At 71.8% G+C, this 21,827-nt stretch carries 19 protein-coding genes and 1 pseudogene; 12 read left to right on the top strand and 8 right to left on the bottom strand.

Annotated elements, in window-relative coordinates; genetic code table 11:
* Positions 1-96: 96 nt before the first annotated feature.
* The 4 genes from AB0M30_RS20365 to AB0M30_RS20350 all read left to right on the top strand — a co-directional run bounded on the left by AB0M30_RS20365 (position 97) and on the right by AB0M30_RS20350 (position 2,680).
* On the top strand, positions 97-285 hold the full coding sequence (locus tag AB0M30_RS20365; RefSeq protein WP_364585679.1) for a hypothetical protein: 189 nt from the start codon (positions 97-99) through the stop codon (positions 283-285).
* A 199-nt stretch (positions 286-484) separates the two neighbouring features.
* The gene (locus AB0M30_RS20360; protein ID WP_364585663.1) at positions 485-865 is read left to right on the top strand and encodes a VOC family protein; all 381 of its coding nucleotides are present in this window, start codon (positions 485-487) and stop codon (positions 863-865) included.
* Positions 862-1,683: a class I SAM-dependent methyltransferase gene (locus AB0M30_RS20355; protein WP_364585661.1), complete on the top strand. Its 822-nt coding sequence runs from the start codon at positions 862-864 to the stop codon at positions 1,681-1,683. Before AB0M30_RS20360 ends, AB0M30_RS20355 begins: the two co-directional genes overlap by 4 nt.
* Positions 1,684-1,696: 13 nt before the next feature.
* Entirely contained in the window at positions 1,697-2,680 is a 984-nt protein-coding gene (locus tag AB0M30_RS20350; RefSeq protein ID WP_364585659.1) for an asparaginase, read from the top strand.
* Between the two features lie 4 nt (positions 2,681-2,684).
* On the opposite strand, the gene AB0M30_RS20345 is transcribed toward AB0M30_RS20350, so the two are convergent.
* The 3 genes from AB0M30_RS20345 to AB0M30_RS20335 form a co-directional block, all read right to left on the bottom strand.
* Entirely contained in the window at positions 2,685-3,164 is a 480-nt protein-coding gene (locus tag AB0M30_RS20345) for a cysteine dioxygenase family protein (RefSeq protein WP_364585677.1), read from the bottom strand.
* 186 nt (positions 3,165-3,350) lie between these two features.
* The gene (locus AB0M30_RS20340; protein ID WP_364585657.1) at positions 3,351-4,367 is read right to left on the bottom strand and encodes an NAD(P)H-dependent glycerol-3-phosphate dehydrogenase; all 1,017 of its coding nucleotides are present in this window, start codon (positions 4,365-4,367) and stop codon (positions 3,351-3,353) included.
* Positions 4,367-5,086 carry a lysophospholipid acyltransferase family protein gene (locus AB0M30_RS20335; RefSeq protein ID WP_364585655.1) on the bottom strand — a complete coding sequence of 240 codons (720 nt, stop codon included), beginning with the start codon at positions 5,084-5,086 and terminating at the stop codon, positions 4,367-4,369. Before AB0M30_RS20335 ends, AB0M30_RS20340 begins: the two co-directional genes overlap by 1 nt.
* Positions 5,087-5,639: 553 nt before the next feature.
* Between AB0M30_RS20335 and cofC the strand changes: the two genes are divergently transcribed.
* The 4 genes and pseudogenes from cofC to AB0M30_RS20315 form a co-directional block, all read left to right on the top strand.
* A complete protein-coding gene (gene cofC, locus AB0M30_RS20330; protein WP_364585653.1) occupies positions 5,640-6,281 on the top strand; it encodes a 2-phospho-L-lactate guanylyltransferase in 642 nt (213 codons plus the stop codon).
* A 55-nt stretch (positions 6,282-6,336) separates the two neighbouring features.
* On the top strand, positions 6,337-8,718 hold the full coding sequence (locus AB0M30_RS20325; protein ID WP_364585651.1) for an RNA degradosome polyphosphate kinase: 2,382 nt from the start codon (positions 6,337-6,339) through the stop codon (positions 8,716-8,718).
* A complete protein-coding gene (locus AB0M30_RS20320) occupies positions 8,715-9,668 on the top strand; it encodes an NUDIX hydrolase (protein WP_364585649.1) in 954 nt (317 codons plus the stop codon). Before AB0M30_RS20325 ends, AB0M30_RS20320 begins: the two co-directional genes overlap by 4 nt.
* 163 nt (positions 9,669-9,831) lie before the next feature.
* Positions 9,832-10,020, top strand: a pseudogene (locus AB0M30_RS20315) (IS30 family transposase); the annotation flags it as partial.
* A 479-nt stretch (positions 10,021-10,499) separates the two neighbouring features.
* On the opposite strand, the gene AB0M30_RS20310 reads toward AB0M30_RS20315, so the two are convergent.
* The 4 genes from AB0M30_RS20310 to leuC form a co-directional block, all read right to left on the bottom strand.
* Positions 10,500-13,364 (bottom strand): BTAD domain-containing putative transcriptional regulator, encoded by a 2,865-nt coding sequence (locus AB0M30_RS20310; protein WP_364585647.1) that lies wholly within the window; start codon positions 13,362-13,364, stop codon positions 10,500-10,502.
* A gap of 564 nt (positions 13,365-13,928) precedes the next feature.
* Positions 13,929-14,726: an HU family DNA-binding protein gene (locus AB0M30_RS20305; protein WP_364585645.1), complete on the bottom strand. Its 798-nt coding sequence runs from the start codon at positions 14,724-14,726 to the stop codon at positions 13,929-13,931.
* 220 nt (positions 14,727-14,946) lie between these two features.
* Positions 14,947-15,549 carry a 3-isopropylmalate dehydratase small subunit gene (leuD, locus tag AB0M30_RS20300; RefSeq protein ID WP_364585643.1) on the bottom strand — a complete coding sequence of 201 codons (603 nt, stop codon included), beginning with the start codon at positions 15,547-15,549 and terminating at the stop codon, positions 14,947-14,949.
* Between the two features lie 21 nt (positions 15,550-15,570).
* On the bottom strand, positions 15,571-17,004 hold the full coding sequence (gene leuC / locus AB0M30_RS20295; protein WP_364585641.1) for a 3-isopropylmalate dehydratase large subunit: 1,434 nt from the start codon (positions 17,002-17,004) through the stop codon (positions 15,571-15,573).
* A 145-nt stretch (positions 17,005-17,149) separates the two neighbouring features.
* Between leuC and AB0M30_RS20290 the strand changes: the two genes are divergently transcribed.
* The 4 genes from AB0M30_RS20290 to AB0M30_RS20275 all read left to right on the top strand — a co-directional run bounded on the left by AB0M30_RS20290 (position 17,150) and on the right by AB0M30_RS20275 (position 19,718).
* Positions 17,150-17,851 (top strand): IclR family transcriptional regulator, encoded by a 702-nt coding sequence (locus tag AB0M30_RS20290; RefSeq protein WP_004560682.1) that lies wholly within the window; start codon positions 17,150-17,152, stop codon positions 17,849-17,851.
* A gap of 181 nt (positions 17,852-18,032) precedes the next feature.
* The gene (locus AB0M30_RS20285) at positions 18,033-18,740 is read left to right on the top strand and encodes an MBL fold metallo-hydrolase (RefSeq protein WP_364585639.1); all 708 of its coding nucleotides are present in this window, start codon (positions 18,033-18,035) and stop codon (positions 18,738-18,740) included.
* A 91-nt stretch (positions 18,741-18,831) separates the two neighbouring features.
* Positions 18,832-19,086, top strand: coding sequence for a hypothetical protein (locus AB0M30_RS20280; protein WP_364585637.1), 255 nt, complete (start codon positions 18,832-18,834; stop codon positions 19,084-19,086).
* 53 nt (positions 19,087-19,139) lie between these two features.
* Complete coding sequence (locus AB0M30_RS20275; RefSeq protein WP_364585635.1) at positions 19,140-19,718, top strand: hypothetical protein; 579 nt, start codon at positions 19,140-19,142, stop codon at positions 19,716-19,718.
* Positions 19,719-19,722: 4 nt separating this feature from the next.
* Here AB0M30_RS20275 and AB0M30_RS20270 read toward each other — a convergent pair whose 3' ends face one another.
* Positions 19,723-21,777, bottom strand: coding sequence for a glycoside hydrolase family 3 C-terminal domain-containing protein (locus AB0M30_RS20270; protein ID WP_364585633.1), 2,055 nt, complete (start codon positions 21,775-21,777; stop codon positions 19,723-19,725).
* Positions 21,778-21,827 lie beyond the last annotated feature (50 nt).

Here is a 21,827-nt window from a genome sequence, read left to right as displayed (position 1 = left end):
GCGGCCAGCTCATCATACGACGGACGAACACCTTCCCCCACAACAAGATCATCCCACAGTCCCGTTCACAGCCCAGAAACGACCTGAACAGTCACGATCAAACAGACGTACCAGGCCGGCCCCAGAATCTCGAATGCCATCTGGTACCGCGGCGACCGTTATTCACTCGACCGGCTCGACGGAAGCCACGTCGTGGGATGGGAAACGCTGATCGGAGACGGAAAGGATTTCCGGGTGGAGGACCGTTACCCCCAAGAGACGCGCGCAACCAACCGGAAAGGGTGATACCTGACCGACCTCACCGAACATCCGGTAATGCAAGCTGGCAGCATCCTCGAAATCACCTCCGAGCGGACGATCGCGGCCGCGCACGGCCCGCACGTGCCGGGCCGCGATGTTCGCCGGACCCGCCTCCCCGTAAAACGGTTCGCCCTCCCCCGGGCGGCTGCGCCAGACTCGGCGGCACCCGTCTTCGAGGAGTGCCATGCCGTCGTCCGTCCTGAACGTTTCCGTCGACTGCGCCGACCCGTACGAGCTGTGCCGGTTCTGGAGCGAAGTCACCGGGAAACCGATCCCGGAAGAAGACCAGCCGGGCAACGACGAGGTCGGCTTCCAGCTGAACGACGACACGGCGTTGCTGTTCCTGCGGGTCCCGGAGCCGAAGACGGTGAAGAACCGGCTCCACCTGTGCCTGCAGCCGGACATCCCGCGCGACGAAGAGATTTCGCGGATCCTGGCCCTCGGCGCGACCCTGGTGAACGACCTCCGCAACCCGGACGGCACCGGCTGGGCGGTGCTCGCCGACCCCGAGGGCAACGAGTTCTGCGTGCTGAGGAGCGCGGCCGAGCGCGCGGCGACGTCGTGACGGACTCGTTCGCGGTCAACAAGGCCAACTGGGACGAGCGCGCGGTGCTGCACGCGGCCTCGCCGGACTACGGCTTCACCCGGTTCGCGGCGGATCCGGCGCACCTGAGCGGTGTCGTGCGGTTCGACCGCCCGCGCCTGGGCGACCTGACCGGGCTGCGCGCGGTGCACCTGCAGTGCCACATCGGCACGGACACGGTTTCGCTGTCCCGCCTGGGCGCGGCCATGACGGGCCTGGACTTCTCGGGCGCGGCGCTGGCCGAGGCTCGCAGGCTCGCCGAGGCGGCCGGCGCGGCGATCGACTTCCACGAGGCCGACGTGCACGACGCCGTCGACGTGCTGGGCGCCGGGCGGTTCGACCTCGTCTACACCGGGATCGGCGCGCTGTGCTGGCTGCCTTCGGCGGCGCGCTGGGCGGCGGTGGTCGCCGGGCTGCTGCGGCCGGGCGGGCGGCTCTTCATCCGCGAGGGGCACCCCATGCTGGGCACCCTGGACGAAAATGATCCGGCGTCCCCGCGCTACTCCTACTTCGAGCACGCCGAGCCGCTGGTCTTCGACGAGCCCGAAACCTACGTCGCCGTCGACCGGCCGATCGAGCACGGCGTCACCCACTCCTGGAACCACTCGCTCGGCGAGATCGTCACGGCCCTGCTGGACCACGGCCTGACCGTGACCGGCTTCACCGAGCACGACAGCGTCCCGTGGAACGCGCTGCCCGGGCAGATGGTCCACGACGAGGCCACCGGCGAATGGCGGTTGAAGGACACGCCGTCGCGGCTGGCGGCGAGCTACACGCTCCAGGCGGTCAAGACCGGCTGAATAGGGTGGCGGCATGGCACGTCCCCTGATCGCCGTCGCCACGCTGGGCGGCACCATCTCGATGGCCCCGGTCGACGGCGGTGGCGGCGCCGTTCCGCGGTTCGGTGCGGCCGAGCTGCTCGGCGGGCTCGGCGACCTGCCGATGGACGTCCTGGCGGAAACCCTCGCCGGGATCGGCAGCGCGTCGCTCGACTTCGCGACCCTGCTGCGGTGCCGCGAATGGGGCCTGCGCCAGGACGCCGACGGGTTCGTCGTCGTCCAAGGCACCGACACGCTCGAAGAAACGGCGTACTTCCTGGACCTGTGCTGGCCGTCGGACGTCCCGCTGGTGATCACCGGGGCGATGCGCAACGCCGGTCTGTTCAGCCCGGACGGCCCGGCGAACCTGCGCAACGCGCTCACCGTCGCGGCCGATCCGCGCAGCCGCGGCCGGGGCGTGCTCGTCACGCTCAACGACGACGTCCACGCGGCGCGCTGGGTGCGGAAGGCGCATTCGAGCCACCTCGAGGCCTTCTCGTCGGCACCGGCGGGGCCACTGGGCATGGTCGTCGAGCACGCCGTGCACTACTTCCACCCATCGCCGCCGCGGCCGTCCGCCCTCGAAGGTGACGACTTCGGCGGCCTGGTCCCGGTGGTGGAAGCCGGTCTCGACGACTCGGGAGCGGTGCTGGCGCACGTGGCTTCCCAGCCGGGAGTGCGCGGTGTGGTGATCGCCGCGGCGGGCGTCGGGCACGTTTCCTCCGGCACGGCGGACGTGATCGCGCGGCTGGTGCCGTCGCTGCCGGTGGTCGTCGCTTCGCGGACCGGGGCGGGCCCGACGCTGCGATCGACGTACGGCTTCCACGGCTCGGAGTCGAGCTTGATCGCGATGGGCGCGACGATGGCCGGCTGGCTGGACGCGCGGAAGTCGCGGATCCTGCTGCACGCGCTGCTGGCCTCCGGCGCGGACCGTTCCCGGATCGAGCGGGAGTTCCGGGCTCGCGGCGACCTGGACTGAAGGGTCAGTCCCGGACCGGCCCTTCCACGGGGTCGAGGTGGTACGGGCGCATCGCGCGGCCGGCGTCGCGGTAGACGTGGAGGGAGATCGCCGGGTCCGGGCCCTCGTTGCGGACCTCGTGCACGTACCCGGGCCCGAACACCCGCGACTGCCCCGCGGACAGGGCGTGCAATTCGGTGACCGCGCGGCCGTCCGGCGCCCGGCGCGCCACGGCTTCGGTCAGGTGCCCGCTGACCACGGTGAACGCGCCGCTGGCGAACGCGTGGTCGTGCAGGTCGGTGCGCTGGCCGGGCAGCCAGCTCATCAGCCACACCTCCTGCTGTTCGTCCTTTGACACCAGCGTCGCGAAGCGCTCGTCGGGGTCGTACCGCAGCAGGTGGCGCCAGCGGTCGCGGTCGGCGGCGACCTCGAGGGCGACGCGCACCGGGTGGCGCAGCGCGGGGTTTTCGGGTCGCAGCAGGGTGTTGTCCGGAACGGCGAACATGAAGGTCCTCACGGGAAGAAAAGGGTGTCGAACTGGGCCGGGGCGGGGTTCACCGACAACAGCGACACGCGCGCACGCTCGAGCGGAGGCTCATCAGGCCCCACGACTCGGACATGGCGTACGCGAACATGCGAACAGAGTCCCAGCCGCATCGCGGCCGGTCAAGCCGTCTCACCTTTCGGGCGATCAGGACCACTCGTGCTTCTGGGACCGCCCGAGCAGCTCCGCGCCGGCTTGGCGGGGGTCGACGCCTTCGTGGCAGACGCGGTGCATGGCGTCGGTGATCGGCATGTCGACGCCGAGGCTCTGGGCCAGCGCGCGGATCGACGAGCACGACATGACGCCCTCGGCGACCTGCCCGCCGGCCGCGGCCTGCGCCTGTTCGAGCGTCTCGCCGCGGCCGAGGCGTTCGCCGAAGGTGCGGTTGCGCGAAAGCGGCGACGAGCAGGTCGCGACCAGGTCGCCGACGCCGGCGAGCCCGGCGAAGGTGAGCGGGTCGGCGCCCAGTTTCGCGCCGAGCCGGGCCATCTCGGCCAGGCCGCGGGTGATGAGCGTCGCCATCGTGTTGGTGCCGAGGCCCAGCCCCGCGGCCATCCCGGTGCTGAGCGCGATCACGTTCTTGCAGGCCCCGCCGAGCTCGCAGCCGACGACGTCGGTGTTCGTGTACGGGCGGAAGTAGGAGTTGGCACAGGCGCGCTGGATCGCGACGGCGCGTTCGTGGTCGGCGCAGGCCAGCACGGAGGCGGACGGCTGCCCGGCGGCGATCTCCTTGGCCAGGTTCGGCCCGGTGACGACGACGACGTCGTCGGCGGTGACACCGACGATCTCGCCGATCACCTCGCTCATCCGCTTGAGCGTGCCGAGTTCCACGCCCTTGGCGAGGCTGACGAGGATCGCGTCCCGCGGCAGCAGGTCGCGCCAAGCCGTCAGGTTCGCCCGCAGGCTCTGGCTGGGCACGGCCAGGACGACGGCTTCGGCGCTTTTCAGCGCTTCCGCCGGGTCGCTGGTCGCGGTGATGTTCCCGGGCAGGGTCACGCCGGGCAGGTAGGCGCTGTTGGTGTGCCGCTCCCGGATGTCCGCGGCGACCTGCTCCCGGCGCGCCCACATCGTGACGTCCCGGCCGGCGTCCCCGAGCACCTTGGCGAAGGCGGTGCCCCAGGATCCGGCGCCGAGCACGGTGACCCGCTGCACGTCGGCGCGCATCAGGCGGGATCCCCCGGCTTCGCCACCGGCGGTTCCTCGTGCCGGATTTCGGCGAGGAGCCGGGTCACCTCGTCCATCATGACCTTGGTGACTTCGCGCAGCTTCGTCGCGCTGCGCGTGTTGCCGCCGCGGTAGGCGGACAGGTCGATCGGGTCGCCGACGGAGTGGGTGATCGTCTTGCGCGGGAACGGCGTGAACTTCTTCGTGTAGCCGTTGAAGATCTGGCTGGTGCCCCACCGGGCGACGGGGATGATGGGGACGTCGTTCTGCAGCGCGAGCCGCGCGGCGCCGGTGAAGGACTCCTTCGGCCAGCCGGCCGGGTCCTTGGTGATGGTGCCTTCGGGGTAGATGACGACGATCTTGCCCTGTTCGAGAGCTTCGTGAGCAGCCTTGAGACTGTCCCCGGCGGCGGCCGAACCTCGCGAGACGGGGATCTGCCCGGACCCGGAGACGATCGGCCCGAGGATCGGCGCGCGCGTCAGGCTCTCCTTGAAGAGGAACCGCGGGACGCGCTTCTGCCGGTGCACGAAGACGGCGTCGACGGCGGGGTCGAAGTGCGAGATGTGGTTCATGACGAGCAGCGCGGGCCCCTGCCGGGGGATCTTCTCGGCCCCGACGTAGACCCGCCGCCCGATGGCGGTGAGCGGGTAGAACAGTACGGCGGCGAGCCCCACCCAGAAGCCGCCCTTCTCACGCCGGGCCACGATCTCCTCCTCCACACGTCACGTCCGGGGCTTGATCCTGCCGCGCCGGGTTCCGGCCAGTCCAGGGAGGGTCGGTTCGGCGGCGGTGGCGTGGGTCGTGACCAGGCCGGGGGCGTGCTTTTCGGGGGCCGGGTGCTGGGGGATGTGCTGCCTGCCTGCGCGGTCCGCCGACCTCGGCCGTGCGCCTGCCGGACCGGGCGGACCGGCAGGGCTTGCCGGGCTTGCCGGGCTCGGACCGCCCGGCGAGAGGGAGCGGATCGGCCGAAGGGTGCTCGGCAGGCCTTTCGCCTGTCGTGAGGCTTCCCCCGCCCCACACACAGCCCGCCCCACACACAGCCCGCCCCACACACAGCCCGCCCCACACACAGCCCGCCCCACACACAGCCCGCCCTCCCAAGGGGGCCACCACCCCCACAGGGGCACCCCCGAATTCGACGCTATCGCCCCCACCCGACAAAACCTCGCCCCGAACCCGCCCCACCCCCACCTTGTCCACAACACCCGTCACCTGTGGACAACCCACCCCGTCCACCACCGCCCACCCCGGCTTTCGGGTAAAGATGGACACGTGGACGTGGATCTGGTCGTGCCGATGAAACACCCCCGCGACGGCAAGTCGCGGCTGCGTGGTGCCGTCGAGGCGGATCGCCACCCCGGGCTGGTCCTGGCGCTCGCCGCCGACACGCTCGCCGCCGTGGCCGCGAGCGCGCGGGTCAGGCGCGTCCTGCTCGTCGCCGCCGATCCCGAAGCCGTCGCCAAGCTGGGCGAGCTGGGCGAACTCGGTGTCGAGATCGTCACCGAACCCGCCGAAAAGACCCTCAACGCCGCCTTCCGCCACGGCGAGGCCCTGCTCAAGGCCGACGATCCGGCCGCCGTCGTCGGCGCCCTCCAAGCCGACCTCCCCGCCCTGCGCGCCGTCGATCTCACCGCCGCCATCGCCGAGGCCGCCGGCACCCGGGCCTTCGTCGCCGATCGCCAGGGCACCGGCACCACCCTGCTGCTCGCCGCGCCCGGCGAGCCCCTCGATCCCCGCTTCGGGCCCGGCTCGGCGCGGCTGCACGCCGCGTCCGGGGCGATCGCCCTGTCCCAGCCGCTGCCGACCCTGCGCAGCGATGTCGACACCCCGGATGATCTCGCCCACGTCCGCACCCTCGGTGTCGGAAAACACACCGCCGCCCACCTCGGCGATCCGTGCCCGGTAGCGCGCTGAGCTGTTCATCTGACCTTCACCGCGGCCTGCGCAATTCCCCGTGACGTAGTGAAGAATGGGGGCTGTGAGCACAGACGACGGCAGCACGCCCGCACAGCGGAGGCGACGGAACCCGGCCAGCGGATCTTCGGAGACGGCGAAGAAGACCACCAGCGCCAAACCGGCGGCCGCCAAGAAGGTCCCGTCGAAGTCCACCGCGCGTGACACCGCCGCCCGTGCCACCGCCGGCAAGCCGCGCACCCGCAAGTCCACGTCGCCGGCGGCCACCCCGGCGACGACGCGGCGGCGCAGCTCCACCCAGGGCAACGCGCGCGGCCCCGAGGAGTTCCAGGCCGTGCCGTCGGCGCCGCCCGCGGTCACCACCGCGCCCACCGCCGTCGAGACGCTGCCCGACGACCGGTACTTCAACCGCGAGCTGTCGTGGCAGGACTTCAACGCCCGCGTGCTCGCGCTGGCCGAGGACGAGTCGCAGCCGCTGCTCGAACGGGCGAAGTTCCTCGCCATCTTCGCGTCCAACCTGGACGAGTTCTACATGGTCCGCGTCGCCGGCCTGAAGCGCCGCGACGAGACCGGCCTGCTGGTGCGCAGCGCGGACGGGCTCACCCCGCGCGAGCAGCTCGGCTACATCGCCAAGCGCAACCAGGACCTCGTCGAGCGGCAGACCGGCGCCTTCGAGAAGCACCTGCGCCCGCAGCTGGCCGAGGAGGACATCCACATCGTCGGCTGGGCCGACCTGGCCGGCGCCGACCAGCTGCGGCTGTCGAGCTACTTCTCCGAACAGATCTTCCCGGTCCTGACGCCCCTGGCCGTCGACCCGGCACACCCGTTCCCCTACATCTCGGGCCTGTCGCTCAACCTCGCGGTGACGGTCCGCGACCCGGAGGGCGGCACCGAGCGCTTCGCCCGGGTGAAGGTGCCGAGCAACGTGCCGCGCCTGATGCGCGTCGAGAACGAGCGCACCAGCCGGACGGCGACGTTCCTCCCCCTCGAAGAGCTCATCGCCGCGCACCTGGGCGAGCTGTTCACCGGCATGGACGTCACCGAGCACCACGTCTTCCGCGTCACCCGCAACGCCGACTTCGAGGTCGACGAGGACCGTGACGAAGACCTCCTGCAGGCCCTCGAGCGCGAGCTGGCGCAGCGCCGGTTCGGCCCGCCGGTGCGCCTGGAGGTCGCGCAGGACATGAGCGAGCACATGCTCGAGCTGCTGCTGCGCGAGCTGGACGTCGACCCGGCCGACGTCGTCGAGGTGCCCGGCCTGCTCGACCTGACCTGCCTGCACCAGCTGTCCGGTGTGGACCGCAAGGAGCTGAAGGACCGGCCGTTCGTGCCGGCGACGCACCCGGCGTTCGGCGAGCGCGAGACGCCGAAGAGCGTCTTCGCGACGCTGCGCGAGGGCGACGTGCTGGTGCATCACCCGTACGACTCGTTCTCGACCAGCGTGCAGCGGTTCATCGAGCAGGCGGCGGCCGACTCGAAGGTCCTCGCGATCAAGCAGACGCTGTACCGGACGTCCGGCGACTCGCCGATCGTCGACGCGCTGATCGACGCCGCCGAGGCGGGCAAGCAGGTCGTCGCGCTGGTCGAGATCAAGGCGCGCTTCGACGAGCAGGCGAACATCACCTGGGCGCGGACGCTGGAGCGCGCGGGCGTGCACGTCGTGTACGGCCTGGTCGGGCTGAAGACGCACTGCAAGGTCTCGATGATCGTGCGGCAGGAGGGCTCGACCATCCGCCGCTACTGCCACATCGGCACCGGCAACTACAACCCGAAGACGGCGCGGCTCTACGAGGACATCGGCCTGTTCACCGCCGACCCGAGCATCGGCGCGGACGTCACCGACCTGTTCAACGTCCTGACCGGCTACTCGCGCCAGGACACCTACCGGACGATCCTGACGTCGCCGCACGGCATCCGCCGTGGCATCGTGCGCGCGATCGGCGAGGAGATCGAGCTGGCCAGGGCCGGGCAGCAGGCCGGGATCCGGATCAAGTGCAACTCGCTGGTCGACGAGCAGGTCATCGACGCGCTCTACCACGCGTCACAGGCCGGGGTGCCGGTCGAGATCGTGGTGCGCGGGATCTGCACGCTCAAGCCCGGCGTCGAAGGGCTGTCGGAGAACATCCACGTCCGGTCGATCCTCGGCCGGTTCCTGGAGCACTCGCGGATCTTCAACTTCCGCGCGGGCGGGACGCATTGGATCGGCAGCGCGGACATGATGCACCGCAACCTGGACCGGCGGATCGAGGCGCTCGTGCGCGTCAAGGACCCGAAGCTCATCGCGCAGCTCGACAACATCTTCGACTCGGCGCTGGACCCGGCGACGCGCTGCTGGGTGCTGACCGCGAGCGGCGAGTGGTCGCCGTTCCCGGCCGACGGTTCGCGCGTGCGTGACCACCAGCTGGAGCTGGCGAAGCTGCACGGGGCCGCCGGATGACCCAGGAGGTACGGGCGGCCGGCGCGGTGCTGTGGCGCGTCGCCGGGGGCGCGACGGAAGTCGCGCTGGTGCACCGCCCGCGGTACGACGACTGGTCGTTCCCGAAGGGCAAGCTCGACGCGGGCGAGACGATCGCCGAGGCCGCGGTGCGGGAAGTGCGGGAGGAGACCGGGTTCACGGCGGTCCTGGGCCGGTACCTGGCCCGGACGGCGTACCCGGTGCCGTCGCGCCACGGGTCCGGGACGGTCCCGAAGACGGTCGACTACTTCGCGGCGGAAGCGGTTTCCGGCGAGTTCGAGGAGAACGACGAGGTCGACGAGCTGCGCTGGCTGGACCCGACGGCGGCGGAAAAGCTGCTGACGCGGCCGGAGGACGTCCGGGTGCTGCGGGCGTTCTGCGAGCTGCCGGTGGGCTTGACGACGCTGTTGCTGGTGCGGCACGCGAAGGCGGGCAAACGCGACGAGTGGTCCGGCGACGACGACCTCCGGCCGTTGTCGGAGGCGGGCCAGCGCCAGGCGTCGGCGCTGCGCCGCGTGCTGTCGCTGTTCGGCCCGGACCGGGTGCTGTCGGCCCCGCGGCTGCGCTGCGTGCAGACCGTCCACGGGGTGGCGGAGGACTTGGCTGGCGAAGTGCGCCACGAGCCGTTGTTCTCGGAGGAGGGCTACTGGCCGGACCCGGTCCTGGGCATGGCGCGCCTCCTGGCGGTGGCCGGAGACGGCGGCACACCGGTGGTGTGCAGCCAGGGCGGCGTGATCCCGGACCTGGTGAGCGCCTTGGCGGACCGCGACGGAGTGGAGCTTTCGGCAGCGCGCGGCGGAGCGGTGCCGAGCAAGAAGGGCTCGTTCTGGGTGTTGTCGTTCCGCCCGCCGACGGCCTCGGAAGGCCCCCTGCTCCTGGCGGCGGACTACCACCCGAGCGCCCTCCCGGCCCCCTCCCCCAGCCGCTCCTGAGCCGGTAGTCCACAGCGGGGCCGCACTGTGGACAGCTCGGCCCGACGGCTCCCGATCGGCCGGTTTCGACGGTGGGGGCCGATAGACTGGACCTGGGACGCCTGGTCGAACGCAACACCCGATTGTGCTGCTGCACCCGTCCGAGGGCTATGCCCCAACCACGGTCGGGGATGCGCTGGTCGCGAAGATCGCCACGCGGCCCGAGCAACTACGCCGGTCACTGACATGGGAGCAGGGCGGCCTGCTAGGCCAGTACTTCCCCCAAGGCACCAACCTCAGCGTCAACACCGCCAGACACCTCGACACCGTCGCCGCCGAACTCAACGACCGGTCCCGAAAGACCCTCGACTGGACACCCCGGCCGAACGCATGACGCAGATACTGAACGCCACCCACCAGCAGCGGCGTTGCAACCACCTCCAGAAACCGCCGAGGGTGGGGGTTCCGTCGAAGTCGATCACTGCTTGTTCACGTGGGTTGTCGAACCCGCACGATCTTGTGAGAGGGCCGTGCCTGCCGTTGCGGCCTCCCCGATCACCGCTGCGTTGCATCACATCGGCCGGTGAACCATCAACACCGGGCTGACCTGCGGGTCTGCTAGGAGCGGGTCACACCCGCGTGATCGGCCGGCGACTGGTACCCGCCGTGGCAGTGAGGGCGCCGGGTCGCCCCCGATCCTGGACCACCTGGGCGATCTGGTGCGAAACCCCAGCCCGGCGAGACCCCGCACGCCGTCACCAAAGCCGCGCCGGAGAGCGCTGTCATCACAAGACAGCGGCATGACAGTCGATCTTGGTGTACTTGTCCTGGGTCCCGCTGGGCTGCGCCGGGCTAGGGGTACGGCGCATCTCCGGGCGAGGGGGTTCCTGCCGGCATCTTGGCCAGCAGGGCTTGGACCTCCGTGACACGGGGGTCGCCGAGGCGCTGGCTCACGGTCAGCGCCTCGGCCCAATGGCCGCCCGCCTCGTGCGCGCGGCCGGTGCGGTGCTTCAGCCGGCCGAGGGTGATCTGGACGTCGATCGTGCCGTAGTCGGCGTTCAGCTTCTTGAGCTCGGCGAGCGCGTCGAGGCCGGCCCGCTCCGCTTCGTCGTGCCGGCCGGCTCCTTCGAGGGCCTCGGCGACGTTCCCCAGCGCCAGCGCCGCGTGGTAGCGGTCGCCCAGTTCCGCGAAAGCCTCGTGCGCGGCCTGGGCGGCTTCGGCCGCGTGGTCGTAGTCGCGCAGGCCGATGCGGCTGGCGCTCACGTTGAGGAGCGCGTGCGGCACGAACGTCCGCTGCCCGTGGTCGCGCGCGAGGTGGACGGCTTGGAGCGCGTGGCGTTCGGCCTCGGCGTACTCGGCCCGGACGTAGTACGCGCCGGCGAGATTGGACAGGATCGCCACCGTCAACGCGGTGCCGTCGCCGTTTTCGGACGCGGCGCGCGCTTCCTCCAGCGCCTCGAGCGCCTGGTCGGGCTGGAGGGTGCGCAGGTAGGCCGAGCCGAGGTTGTTGGCGCTGTACTGGAGACCGATGCTGTCACCGGCGTCGCGCGTGGCGGCGACGGCCGTGCGCGCGGTCGCGATCCAGTCGTCGCGGTCGTGGCGCTCGGCGAAGAATCCGCGCAGGAGCCAGGCGAGTTTCCAGGCGTGCGCGGTCCAGCCGTGACCGGCGGCGATGCCGACGAGCGCGGTGAGGGCCTGCCGTTCGGTGTTGTACCAGGCGATGGTCTGCTCGTGCTTGGCGAAGCGGACCGCGGGCAGCGGCGGGGGTTCGAGCGTGATGTCCTCGGTGAGCAAATCCGGCCGGACCAGTTTGTTCGCCTCGGCGACGCTGGCGAGGTACCAGTCGACCAGCCGGCGCAGCGCCGCCGCGCGCTCGGCCTCCGTGGTTTCGGTTTCGACGAGCTCGCCCGCGTAGACGCGCAAGAGGTCGTGGAACTGGTAGCGGTCGGTCCCGGGCTGGTTGAGCAGGTGGGCGGCGGCGAGCTGGTCGGCGAGTTCACGCGCTTCGCGTAGCTCGACACCGGCGAGCGCGGCCGCCGAGGAGAGGCTGAAACCGTGGCCCGGGTGCAGGCCGAGCAGCCGGAAGAAGCGCGCCGCGGCCGGGCGCAGGGCCTTGTAGGACCAGGAGAACGCGGCCCGGAGGTCGGTGCCGGCGTCCTGCGGGTCGCGGAGGGTGTCGAGCCGCAGCCGCTGGTCGCGGAGTTCTTCGACGATTCCGGCGAGCGAAACGCCGGAAAACCGCGAAGCGCGTTCCCCGGCCAGCGCCAGGGCCAGCGGCAGGCGCCCGCAGAGCTGCACGAGTTCGGCGACGGCGTCAGGCTCGGCGGCGAGGCGCTGCGACCCGACGCTGCCGGCGAGCAACGCGGTCGCGTCGCGGTCGTCGAACGAGCGCAGCGCGATGCGGCGGGCGCCGTCGCGGGCGACGAGGCCGCGCAGCTGGTTGCGGCTGGTCACCGCGACGAGGTTGCCGGGCCCGGGCAGGAGCGGACGGACCTGGTCGGCGTCGCGGGCGTTGTCGAGCAGCATCAGGGTGCGGCTGCCGGCCAGCCTGCTGCGCAGCAGTGCCGAGCGTTCCTCCACAGTGGAGGGCAGGTTCTCGGCCGGGACGCCGAGGGCGCGCAGGAAGCCGGCCAGTGCGGCGCCGGGCGTGACCGGGGTGGCCGCGGAGTGGCCGCGCAGGTCGAGGAACAGCTGGCCGCCGGGAAAGCGGTCGCGGACGCGATGCGACCAGTGCACGGCCAGCGACGTCTTCCCGACGCCGGCGGTGCCTTCGATGACGACGATGCCGGACGCACCGCCCGGCGGCAGCCGGTCGAGTTCGGCCAGCTCAGGGCCGCGGCCGGTGAAGCCCGCGACGTCGAAGGGCAGCTGCCGCGGGACGGTGTGGACGGCCGGATCGGCGTCGGCGGCGAGCAGCTCGGCGTGCAGGCGGCGCAGGTCTTCGCCCGGTTCGACGCCCAGTTCGTCGGCCAGCAACGCCCGCAACCCGGCGTACCGGGCGAGCGCTTCGGCGCGGCGCCCGGACCGGGCGAGGGCGCGCACCAGCCGTTCCCACAACGACTCCCGCAGCGGGTGCTGGGCGACGAGATCGGTGAGTTCGGCGACGAGCCGCGCGTCGGGGACGAGCCCGGCGTCGAGGTCGATGCGCTGTTCGACGGCGAAGAGGTACCGCTCGGTCAGCAGCGGCCCCCATTCCGCGGCGAGGGCGGGAGAGCCGACGCCCTCGAGAGGGACGCCACCCCAGCCGTCGAGCGCGGCGGTGAGCAGTTCGCGGCGGCGGGCGGGTTCGGTCGCGGCGGCGGCTTGGTCGAGAGTCTGGAGGAAGCGCAGGACGTCCACCCGGGACGGGTCGGCGACCAGCCGGTAGCCCTCCGGTTCGGTGACGACGGTGTCTTCGCCGCAGAGCCGGCGCAGGCGCATCACGTAGGTCTGCAGGCTGCCCCGGATGTGCGCGGGCGGAGTCTCGCCCCACACGCCCCGGGCGAGGGCATCGATCGAAACAAGGCGGCCGGCGGCGAGCGCGAGCGTGGCGAGCAGCGCGCGCTGACGGGAACTGGTCAGCACGACCGGCGCACCGTCGACGAGCACTTGGAACGGGCCGAGCAGCCGGATGTCGATGGTGGTCGCCCCCAGGTTCGCCTCGCGCACGGCCGGCCCGCGCCACCCGCGGGCCCCGAGGAACGCAGCGTGGCACCACTCGGCCGGGCGCTCAAGCAACTTTGCGAAATTGGGCGGAACCGGTCCCGGGGCCGGGGTTGGGCCGAGCGGGTGACGCGCGGTGTCCGTTCGGGACGCTGGTGCTGGCAGCGGGTGACTTCCCGAGCGCTCGGCTTGGCGCGCCCGGAGGGTTGGCTCGCGTGCGCGGACAGTCGGTTCGCGTGCCTGGAGGGTCGGCTCACGTACTCAGACAGCCGGATCGCGTACGTGGAGGGTCGGCTCAAGGGCCCGCACAGTCGGATCGCTTGCATCCGCAGCTCGTTCGCGGAGACGGGACTTGATTTCTTTGGCTGGACCGCCGGTTCGCCCGCGCCCTAGCTCGACCCGCGCGCCGACCGTCCAGGTACGCCAGCCGACCCTCCCGGTACGCGAACCGACTGGCTGGATACGGGAGCCGTCCTTTCAGGCGGGCTGGCCGCTTCTGCCGCAAAGGCCCGGACGTGCGGCAGGGCCCCGCGCACGTCGCGCTGGGCCCTGCCGGAAAGGTGCTCGTCTAGCAGGGGGTCGCCCCCAGGGGGTCCCCCTGATTTCACGTTACCGCAGGGGTCCGACAATTTCGGGCGATCAGTCCTTCTTCGCCGCGGCCGAAGTCCGCCTCGTCGAAGTCCGCCTCGCCGGGGTCTTGGTCGCGGTGGTCTTGGCCGTCGTGGTCTTGGCCGCCGGGGTCGCGGTGGTCTTGGCCGCGGTGGTCTTCGCCGCCGGGGTTCGGGCAGCCGTGGTCTTGCGAGCCGCCGTCGGCTTAGCCGCGGTCTTCGCCGCCGTGGTTGCCTTCGCCGCCGTGCTCTTCGCCGCTGTCGTCGCCTTCGCGGCCGTCGTCTTCGCCGCCGTGGTCGCCTTCGCCGCCGCGGTCTTTGCCGCCGTCGTCGCCTTCGCCGCCGTCGACTTGGGTGCCGCCGCCCTTGTGCGGGTGGTCGCCGGCTTCGACGCCGCCGTCCTCGTCGTGGCCGGCTTTGCCGCCGTTGCGCGGGTTCGCGTGGTCGTCGCGCGCGTCGTGGCCGGCTTCGGGGCCGCCGCCGTGCGGGACGTGGCCGCCGCGCGGGTGGCCGTCGTCGCGCGCTTGACCGGGGTGGCCTTCGGCAGCTTCTTCGCTCCGGAAACGACGTCCTTGAAGGTGGTGCCGGCGCGGAAGGCGGGCACGTTCGTCTTCTTGACCCGCACCGCTTCGCCGGTGCGCGGGTTGCGGGCCGTCCGCGCTGCGCGGGCGCGCTTTTCGAACACCCCGAAGCCGGTGATGTTGACCTTTTCGCCTTTGTTGACCGTCCGGATGATGATGTCGACCAGACCGTCGACCGCCTCGGAAGCGGCCTTCTTGTCGCCCAGGCGCTCGGTCAGCGCCTCGATCAGCTGGGCCTTGTTGGCCATGTCCAGTCCTCCAGGAAGGATCCACGGCCGCGTCGGCCGGCTAGCGACACGGTATTACCCAGGCAGCACAAATCCAACCGGCGCGCGGAACTTTCCTCTGTCCCGGGAAGGGTTCCGCCGCACGGCGAGGGCCGGTCAAGGGCTTCTGGAGGGCCGGGCGCGGTAGCCCGGAAAGGGGCAGGATCCCTTGTCACGCAAGCGATCCCGCCCCGCGACCGGGCTAGCCTGCGGCCACCGGCGTCGTCGTCGGCTTCCAGGACGGGCGGCTTTCCTCGAAGCTGTCGATCTCACCGGCATGGCGCAACGTCAGCGCGATGTCGTCGAGACCTTCCAGCAGCCGCCAGCGGACGTAGTCGTCGATCTGGAAGGGCGCGGTGAAGTCCTTGGCCCGCACGGTCTTGGTTTCGAGATCGACCGTGACCTCGGTGCCGGGCTCGTTTTCGAGCAGCTTCCAGAGCAGTTCGACGTCGTGCTGCTCGCACTGGGCGGCCACCAGGCCGCCCTTGCCGGAGTTGCCGCGGAAGATGTCGGCGAACCGGGCGGAGATGACGACCTTGAAGCCGTAGTCCATCAGGGCCCAGACGGCGTGCTCACGGGAGGAACCGGTTCCGAAGTCCGGCCCTGCGACGAGCACGCTTCCGTTCCTGAACGGCTCCTGGTTGAGGATGAAGTTGTCGTCGCCGCGCCAGGCGGCGAACAGGCCGTCCTCGAACCCCGTCCGGGTCACCCGCTTGAGGTAGACCGCCGGGATGATCTGGTCGGTGTCCACGTTGGACCGGCGCAGCGGGACGCCGACGCCGGTGTGCTGGGTGAACGGTTCCATGTTCGGTAGCTCCTCGGGTGGTCAGCGGGCGGCGGTCAGCAGGTCTTCCGGCGACGACAACGTGCCCCGGACGGCCGTGGCGGCGGCCACCAGCGGCGAGACCAGGTGCGTCCGGCCGCCCTTGCCCTGCCGGCCCTCGAAGTTGCGGTTCGACGTCGACGCGCTGCGCTCCCCCGGCTTCAGCTGGTCCGGGTTCATGCCGAGGCACATCGAGCAGCCGGCCTGGCGCCACTCGGCACCGGCCTCGGTGAAGACCTGGTCGAGGCCCTCTTCCTCGGCCGCCTTGCGGACCCGCATCGAGCCGGGAACCACCAGCATCCGGACCGAGTCCGCCACTTTCCGACCACGCAGCACCTCGGCCGCGGCCCGCAGGTCCTCGATCCGGCCGTTGGTGCAGGAGCCGAGGAAGACGGTGTCGACGGCGATCTCCCGCAGCGGCGTGCCCGGCTTCAGGTCCATGTAGGACAGGGCTTTTTCAGCGGCGATGCGGTCGTTCTCGTCCGGGATCGCCTCCGGGTCGGGCACCTCGGCGCCCAGCGGGAGGCCCTGGCCGGGGTTGGTGCCCCAGGTCACGAACGGCGTCAGCGCGCTCGCGTCGAGGTGCACTTCGGCGTCGAACTCGGCGCCGTCGTCGGTGCGCAGCTGCCGCCAGTTCTCGACCGCCGCGTCCCAGTCCGCGCCCTGCGGGGCGTGCGGACGGCCCTTCAGGTAGGCGAACGTCGTCTCGTCCGGGGCGATCAGCCCGGCGCGGGCGCCGGCCTCGATCGACATGTTGCAGACGGTCATCCGCGCCTCCATCGAGAGTGCCTCGATGGCCTGGCCGCGGTACTCCAGGATGTAGCCTTGGCCGCCGCCGGTGCCGATCTTCGCGATCACCGCGAGGATGATGTCCTTCGCCGTGACGCCGGGCCGCAACTCGCCGTCGACGGTGATCGCCATCGTCTTGAACGGCCGCAGCGGCAGCGTCTGGGTGGCCATGACGTGCTCGACCTCGGACGTGCCGATGCCGAAGGCGATGGCGCCGAACGCACCGTGCGTCGAGGTGTGGCTGTCGCCGCAGACCACGGTCATGCCGGGCTGGGTCAGGCCGAGCTGCGGGCCGATGACGTGCACGATGCCCTGCTCGGCGTCACCCATCGGGTGCAGCCGGACACCGAACTCCTTGCAGTTGCGGCGAAGGGTGTCGACCTGGGTGCGCGAGACCGGATCGGCGATGGGGAGCTCGATGTCGACGGTCGGGACGTTGTGGTCCTCGGTCGCGATGGTCAGGTCGGGGCGGCGCAGCGGCCGCCCGGCCAGGCGGAGGCCGTCGAAGGCCTGCGGGCTGGTGACTTCGTGCAGCAGGTGGAGGTCGATGTAGAGCAGGTCCGGTTCGGCGCCTTCGCCTCGGCGCACGAGGTGGCTTTCCCACACCTTCTCCGCCAGCGTGCGGGCCTTGCCGGTCGGGCTGGTCATCTCCGGCTCCTTCCACGGTTCGTCGTCGAACTCGGGCGCGCACCTGCGGAACTTCGGGTGCGAGCCGCGAAGGAGGGGGCGCAGCTCGAGTTCAGGGTTTCCCAGATGCTGGACTTCCCAAAGTGCGGGACGCTAGTATCGGGTCGTGGGACAGCATAGCGGTATCGGAGTACTGGACAAAGCAGTGGCCGTCCTGCAGGCGGTCGCGGACGACCCCTGCGGCCTCGCGGAACTGTGCACGCGGACCGGCCTGCCCCGGGCCACCGCGCACCGGCTCGCGGTCGGCCTCGAGGTGCACCGGCTGCTGCGCCGCGGTCCGGACGGGCGCTGGCGCCCCGGTACGGCACTGGCCGAGCTCGCGGGCGGTTCGACGGACCCGCTGCTCGACGCCGCGGGCGTGGTGCTGCCGAAACTGCGTGATGTCACGGGCGAGAGCGTCCAGCTGTACCGGCGCGACGGCGTCCAGCGCGTGTGCGTCTCGACCGCCGAGCCGCCGAGTGGCCTGCGCGACACGGTGCCGGTGGGTTCGCGCCTGCCGATGACGGCGGGATCGGGCGCGAAGGTGCTCGCGGCCTGGGCGGACCCGCACACGCAGCGCACGATCCTGGCGGACGCGGTCTTCGGCGAGCGGACGCTGCTGGAGGTCCGGCGGCGCGGGTGGGCGCAGAGCGTGGCGGAACGAGAGCCGGGCGTGGCGAGCATTTCGGCACCGGTGCGGGATTCGGCGGGCACGGTCGTGGCCGCGGTGTCGGTGTCGGGACCGATCGAGCGGATCGGCCGCAAGCCGGGAGCGCGCTGGGCGGCGGATCTCCTTGCCGCCGCGGATGCGTTGCAGGAACGGCTCTGAAGTTCTCGGCCCGGGTCTGCTTTTCCCCAGGTTGTTCGTGATGTGGACAAGCCGGCCCGGGCGGTGTCTTTTCCGGAGTTTTCGTCGGCAGGGGCCGATAGACTGGATATTGGGGGGGCGCCCCAGGATCCGCCGCCCCGAGGTGATTGCGTCCGGCAGGGACACCTGACACGGTGGGCCGATGCTGAATCAGGTGGCCGACGGCGTGTGGGTGCGGCAGAGCGCGTGGGTCTGGAGCAACACCACCGTCGTCAAGACGGACGACGGGCTGATCGTCGTCGACCCCGGTATCCACGGTCCCGAATTCGACGAACTCGCCGACGACCTGGACCGGCTCGGGAGTCCCGTCGTCGCCGGGTTCTCCACCCACCCGCACTTCGACCACCTGCTCTGGCACCCCCGCCTCGGTGACGTCCCCCGCTACGCCACCGCCGCCAACGCCGGCATCGCGGCCGAAGCCCGGGAACGAGCCCGGGCCATGGCGCTGGAAACCGCGCCGGACATTCCCGTTGACCTGATCGCGCTCGTCACGCCGCTGCCCGCGGACGGCGGCCCGATCCCCGGCGAAATTCTCGAGCACGACGCGCACGCCCTCGGGCACGCCGCTCTCCTGCTCGCCGACCGGGGCGTCCTGATCGCCGGCGACATGCTCTCCGACGTCCTGATCCCGCTGCTCGATCCTCGCCGCCCGGGCCAGGAGGCCGCCTACTCGGCCGCGCTCGACCGGCTGGAAAAAGCCGTCCGGCACGTCGACGTCCTGATCCCCGGGCACGGCGCCGTGGCCGAGGGGCCGGAGATCGCGGCCCGCTTCGCCGTCGACCGGGCCTACCTCGAAGCGGTGCAACGCGGCGAGGAACCGGACGACCAGCGGTGGGGTAAGCGCCCGTAGCGCCGTTCGGGTGACCGTGGGCGAAGTGGCGTATTCGGTGACGGCGGCCACGTCTCCTCTCTGTCAGCACCACCAGAGGGGGATGACCACCATGAACACCGAACTCAATCGCCGGGCGATGGCGATGCTGCGGGCCGTCGGGGCGGGGCGGGCCGAACTCACCTGCAGCTGTGAACCCGACCTGCGGGTCGACGGCCTGCCGTGCTGCGACCAGGCGACCGCCCACCAGCTGGCCCGGGCCGGCCTGATCCGGCCCGTGCGGGCCGTCGCCGTCGGGCAGTGGACGCGGGCCGAGCTCACCGCCGAGGGCCTCCGGGCGGTGGGCGGCACCCTCGCCGCCGCCTGACTCAACCTTCCGGCCCGCTCGCGCGTGTACCCGGCAAACGCGAGGGGGCATCCATGAAGGTGACTGCTGTTCTGCTCGGCTCCGTTCTGCTGCTGTCCGCGTGCGGGACCACGGCGGCCGGGCCCCCGCCGTCCCAGAACCTCAGGCCGGTCGAGGCCGTCACGTCCGCGTCGGCCGCGGATCCGGCCGCCGTGCGCTGGACGGACGGCTTCTGCTCCGCCGTCCACGGCTACCGGGAGCGCACCAACCGGGAAGCCGCCCCCCAGCAGCCGACGCCCACGTCGATCGCCGAGTCGCAGAAGGCGCTCAGCATGACGCTGGGCGGCATCGCGGCCCGCACCGGCGAGACCGCCGGCAAGCTCGCCGCGCTGCCGCCCGCGCCCGTGCCGCTCGGCGACACCGTCCGCCAGGCCTTCGTCACGAAGTTCACCCAGGCCCGCGACCGCGCCGCCGGAGCGAAGGACGAGCTCGACCGCGCGAAGCCGGACAACACGGCGGCCCAGGACCGGGCCGGCCAAGCCCTCTTCCAGGCGCAGCAGGACGTCGACGGCACCTACGACCCGGTCGGCGCGATGGCGGCGTCCCCGGAGCTGATGCTCGCCGCCGCCACCGCACCCGGCTGCAAGGCCTGAGACCTCACCGCCGCACGAGCGGGGCCTGCAGCGGCAGGGACCGCGACGAGCCGCCGACGGACACGGTGAACGCGCCGCGCGCCGGCTCCCACGCGTGGGTCGCCGTGTCCCAGACCGAGAAGTCGCGCGCGTCCAGCCGGATCGTCACGCGCTGGGCCTGCCCCGGCGCCAGCGATACCCGCTCGAAGCCCTTGAGCTGGCGCGGCGGCTCGCCCGCGGCCGACGGGAAGCCCACGTACAGCTGGGCGACCTCGGCGCCCGCCCGGTGCCCGGTGTTCCGCAGCGTGAACGTCGCCGTGGCGCCGTCGCCGGTGTTGCGCACCGACAGGCCGGAGTAGGCGAACGTCGTGTACGACAGGCCGTGGCCGAACGGGAACAGCGGCGCCCGCCCCTGCGCGTCGAACCACCGGTAGCCGATCTGCAGGCCCTCCGAGTACGTCGCGACGCCGTTGACGCCGGGGAACTGCGCCGGGGTGTTCGCCGGCGTGTCGGCGTCCGCCGCCGGGAACGTGATCGGCAGCTTCGCCGACGGGTTGACGTCGCCGAAGAGCACGCCCGCCACCGCCGCGCCGTCCTGCTGGCCGGGGTACCACGCCTGGAGGATCGCGGGCACGCGCGACGCCCACGGCATGAGCACCGGGCCGCCGCTCTTCACCACGACCACGGTGTGCGGGTTGGCCTCGGCGACGGCGGCCACCAAGGCGTCCTGGGTGCCGTCCAGGGCCAGGCTCGGCCGGTCCTTGCCTTCGGCCTCGTTGTCCCCGACCATCACCACGCTGACGTCGGCGGTCCGGGCCAGCGCGGCCGCGCGCGGCACGTCACTGCCGTCGTCCAGCGTCACCGCGGCCCCCGGAACGCGCTGCCGCAGGCCCGGCAGCGGGTCCACTGTGGACGTCGGGATGACGGCCGAGCTGCCCCCGCCGCCGGTCTTGGCCTTGGTGGCGAACGGCCCGATGAGGGCGATGGACTTCACCGCGGGATCGAGCGGGAGCTGGGCGTGCTCGTTGCGCAGCAGCACCATGCCGCGTTCGGCGAACTCCTTCGCGGCGGCGTCGTGCCGGGCGGCCGGGAGCGGCGTGAGCACCGGCGGGTGGTCGAACTGGCCGAAGGCGAACATCGTGCGGAACCGCGGCAGCAGCAGCTCGTCGACGCGCTGCTCGCTCACCTGCCCGGCCAGCACGGCCTGCTTCATCTTCTCGCCGTACCAGGTGCCGTCGATCATTTCGAGGTTCATGCCCGCGTTCGCCGACCCCACGGTGCTGTGCGCGGCACCCCAGTCCGACTGGACGAACCCCTTGAACCCCCAGTCGTCGCGCAGCTTGTCCTGCAGCAGCGCCGGGTTCTCGCACGTGAACACGCCGTTGATCTTCGGGTACGCGCACATCACCGAGCCCGCGTGCCCTTCGGTCACCGCCTGCTCGAAGTGCGGCAGGTAGAGCTCGTTGAGCGTCCGCTCGTCGATGTGCTCGTCGACCCCGTGCCGGTCGGTCTCCTGGTTGTTCGCCGCGTAGTGCTTGACCTCGGCGATGGTGCCGTTCTCCTGGATCCCGCGGATGTCGGCGGCGGCCAGTGCGCCGGCGAGCACCGGGTCCTCCCCCATGCCCTCGAACGTCCGGCCGTTGCGCGGGACGCGGGCCATGTTGATGTCGGGCCCTTCGGACACGTTGTGCGCGAGCGCCCGGGTTTCGCTGCCGATCAGCCGGCCGTACCGGCGGGCGGCATCGGTGTCGAAGGTCGACGCCAGCGCCATCGTGGCCGGGAGCGCGGTCGCCGGTTTCTGCGGTTTGTCGTCGGCCGGGCCCATGCCCGCCGGGCCGTTGGCGATGCGGAACCCCGGCACGCCCAGCCGGGGGATCGGTGGCACGAACCGCTGGTGCTCGGCGTCGGGCTGCAGGTGCAGCTGGGAGATCTTCTCGTCGAGGGTCATCGCCGCGACGAGTGCGGCGGCCCGGCGGTCGGGTGACTGGCGGACGTCTCGCCAGGGCTGTGCCTCGGCGGCCGCCGGGGCCGCCAGTGACAACCCCAGAACCGCAACAAGAACGAACGGGCCGGTGCGCATCGAGTCTCCCTCGCCGCTGACGGGACCAACGGCGAACAAGCTAACTCATA

The organism is Amycolatopsis sp. NPDC051716 (assembly GCF_040681595.1).
In the GTDB taxonomy this organism is placed as follows: domain Bacteria; phylum Actinomycetota; class Actinomycetes; order Mycobacteriales; family Pseudonocardiaceae; genus Amycolatopsis.
The sequence above is the reverse complement of the archived record's forward strand: the minus strand, read 5'-3'. Positions and strand labels throughout refer to the sequence as shown.